The sequence below is a fragment of the Actinoplanes auranticolor genome (assembly GCF_018332655.1).
GTDB classification, from domain to species: domain Bacteria; phylum Actinomycetota; class Actinomycetes; order Mycobacteriales; family Micromonosporaceae; genus Actinoplanes; species Actinoplanes auranticolor.
Map to the genome: position 1 here is coordinate 1 of NZ_BOQL01000123.1, position 3,399 is coordinate 3,399.

Annotated in this window: 1 protein-coding gene and 1 pseudogene; both read left to right on the forward strand. The window is 69.7% G+C overall.

Annotated features, from left to right (window positions below):
- Window positions 1–197 precede the first annotated feature (197 nt).
- A complete protein-coding gene (locus Aau02nite_RS45880; RefSeq protein ID WP_212995003.1) occupies window positions 198–1,670 on the forward strand; it encodes a glycoside hydrolase in 1,473 nt (490 codons plus the stop codon).
- 607 nt (window positions 1,671–2,277) lie between these two features.
- Window positions 2,278–3,399, forward strand: a pseudogene (locus tag Aau02nite_RS45885) (hypothetical protein); the annotation flags it as partial.

A 3,399-nucleotide genomic window follows, 5' to 3' on the forward strand; every position in this document is an offset into this window, starting at 1 on the left:
CGCCGGGGACACCCTCGGCCTGGGCAAGACGTGGGCCCGTCTGCCGCTGGTGCAGCGCCTGCCCTGGCTCAAGTAACCCCTCCACAACCCCCACCACGGCGGCACCCACCACGGGTGCCGCCGTTTCGCTGTGCGCTTGACACTCCGGCAATGTTAGCGCAACCATTCAGTAACATCGATGTCCTCTGGAGGACTTCATGACCACGAGAAGGGCGGTTCTCGCCGCCGCCGGAGCGACCGGACTCGCCGTCGCCGGGAGCGCGCTGGGCGGGGGACCGGCGTGGGCGGACGCCACCATCACCGTCAACCCGGGCGCGGACCACGGCGCATGGGAGGGCTGGGGCACCTCGCTGGCCTGGTGGGCCAACGTCTTCGGCGACCGGGACGACTTCGCCGATCTGTTCTTCACGCTGAAGAGCGTGTCGTACAACGGCACCACCCTGCCCGGCCTCGGCCTGACCATCGCCCGCTACAACCTGGGCGCCAGCAGCTGGAACGCGGTCAACGGCGAACGGATGGTGGCCTCGTCCAACATCCCGCGGTTCAAGCAGATCGAGGGATTCTGGCTGGACTACACCAACGAGGATCCCGCCTCGTCGGCCTGGAACTGGAACGTGGACGCCAAGCAGCGCGCCGCCCTGGTCAAAGCGACCCAGCGCGGTGCGATCAGCGAGCTGTTCGCCAACTCGCCGATGTGGTGGATGTGCAGCAACCACAACCCGTCCGGGGCGGCCGGCGGCGGGCTGAACCTGCAGTCGTGGAACCACCGCCAGCACGCCCACCACCTCGCCGTCACCGCCCGCTACGCGCAGGAGCGGTGGGGGGTGCGCTTCCGGACCGTGGACCCGTTCAACGAGCCCACTGCCGGCTGGTGGCGCGCCGACGGCACCCAGGAGGGTTGCCATATCGACGCGCAGACCCAGCGCAGCGTGCTGGCGCACATGCGTGCCGAGCTCAACCGGCAGGGTTTGAGCGGGGTGGCGATCTCGGCCTCGGACGAGACCAACTACGACGCCGCCCGGGCGACCTGGAACAGCTTCGACAGTGCCACCAAGGCCCTGGTACGGCAGGTGAACGTGCACGGCTACGGCCCGGACACCCGCCGCGACCTGCTCTACAACGCCGTCCGTGCGGAGAACAAGATCCTGTGGAACTCCGAGCACGGCGACGGCGACGGCACCGGCCTGGCGATGGCCCGCAACCTGTGCATGGACTGGCGCTGGCTGCACCCGACGGCCTGGTGCTACTGGCAGGTGATGGACCCGTCGGCGGGCTGGGGGGCCATCCGCTACAACGGCACCGCCGGCACCGCCGGGGCGATCGAGACCAAGTACTACATGCTCGCCCAGTTCACCCGGCACATCCGCCCCGGCATGCGGATCCTCGACCTCGGCGTGGACCATGCGATCGCGGGCTACGACGCGGGCGCCCGCCGCCTGGTCATCGTCGCGCTCAATGCCGGTGCCGCCCAGAACCTGACGTTCGACCTGTCCCGCTTCGGCCAGGCCGCCGGCGGCACCGGCGGTGTCGTCCCGCGCTGGTCGACCGTCCCCGGCGGCTCCGACAGGTACGTCGCCCGCCAGGACCTGCGGGTGGCCGGCAAGCGGCTCACCGTCCCGTTCGCGGCGGCGTCCGTCCAGAGCCTGCAGATCGACGGCGTGGTGGTGTGACGCACGGCGTGGCCGGAGGTGGGATCGACCCGGCCGCGCCGCCTGCTGGTGCCGATGTCACGCGAGCGGCCGCGGCTCTCCGTACGGGAAGTCGTCCATCACGACCAGATCACGGGTCGACGTGTCGGTGGTGATCCGGACCTCGTACACGTCGGCGGTGGCCTTGACCCCGAGGAAGGACAGGCTGCGCGAGGCCGTGAGGTCCTCGGGGACCGCGTGCCACCAGAGCTGCGTACCCCAGCGGTCGTAGAGCTCGATCTTTGGTGACGCCCGCCTTGTCCACGTCGGCGAAGACCGCGCCGAAGCCCTTCACGGTGGCAGTACGACGAGCTGGTGCGGGTCCTCGAAACCCCCGTCGGTGCCCAACCGGCGCCGGAGACGACCGAGCTCCACACCAGACTGCGCGGCCTGCGCCGGGCGGCGTGACCTTTCCACGAATGGGTGACGGGAGCCCGGGCCGAGTCCTGCGGCATCGGTCGGGCGGTGTTAGCTTGCGATTGGTGGGTGGGCATCAATCGATTGCCCGGCTAATTGATCGAATGGGGGGTCGGCGGTGCGCCGGAATGTTGCTGGAGCTGCAGCTCAGCGCATTTCCCGGCTGCTGTTGATGATGGGCCTGGTGATTGCCGCCTACTTCGGTCTGAGCCTTTTCGATCACGCTGCACGCGCCGACGGCGGTGTGAACGATCAGATCAGAAAGGTGGAGCGGACCGCTGGTGGCGGGGATCTCGCAGACAATGCGAAAAAGGACCGCTCCGCGCCACGGGTAGAAGTACGTCCTTCCATTCCAAAGATCCACGGAGGTAAATCCAAGGAATCGAAGGCTCGGCAGCGGGATGTTCCGGGTCCGGAAGCCCGGGGCCGCGAGGTCGCCGGACGGGACACTTCGGACCCGCCGGTACGAGGGCGGAAGGTTCCGGTTCAGCGGGTTGCGGACCGGAAGGTCGCCGATCGCCAGGTGGAGGCGGGGAGGGGCTCGATCCCGGAGGCCGGAGCACGTAAGGCCGCCGCGGCGAAGGTCGGAGCAGGTAAGACCACCGCGGACAAGGTCAGAGAGCGGAAGGCCGTCGCGGCCGACGAGCGGAGGGCCGCATCTGTCGAGGTTGGGGAGCGGAAGGCCAGCGTCGCCAAGGTGCCGAGGGTCTCAGCTTCCGACGTGGACGGTCGCCACGTCGCGGCATCCGGCGCCGAGGCGGGGAAGCTTCAGGTTGCCGGCACAGACCGGAAGGCCACCACGTCCAGGATGGATGCCTCGGCCCCCGAAGCGGTTGGCCGGGGCGATTCTCGACCGTCCGACCTGGCCCGACGAGTACTCCAGACGGGCAAGAACTTCGGCGAGACTGACCGGGAGGCCGGACGGAAGACAACGGTCCACCCGGCGGATCCGGCCGAATCCACGGCGCCCGCGAATCGGGAAGACCCGGTCCTGGCGTTACCTCCGGTACTTTCTCTGCCAGAGCAGGTCGGGCCGCCTGCGTTGCCGGCCGCGCCCGGATCGCCCACATCGCCGGTGCTGCCGAAACTGCCCACTGTGCCGGCACTGCCGCCCGTGCTCGAATCGCCGTCTGCGCCGGTGGTCCCTGCACTGCCCGCGCTCCCGGTTCTCCCGGCAGTGCCTTCTGGGCCACAGCCACCTGCGCTGCCGCCGTCGCCTGCGTTGCCGGCCTCGCCTGCGCTGCCGGAACCTCCGGAAGCGAGCGCGCTGCCGGTCCTGCCCGCGCTGCCCGCG

Bases quoted from the DNA above. Each gene is read 5' to 3' on its own strand.
- Aau02nite_RS45880 (WP_212995003.1), top strand. From the start codon at position 198: ATGACCACGAGAAGGGCGGTTCTCGCCGCCGCCGGAGCGACCGGACTC.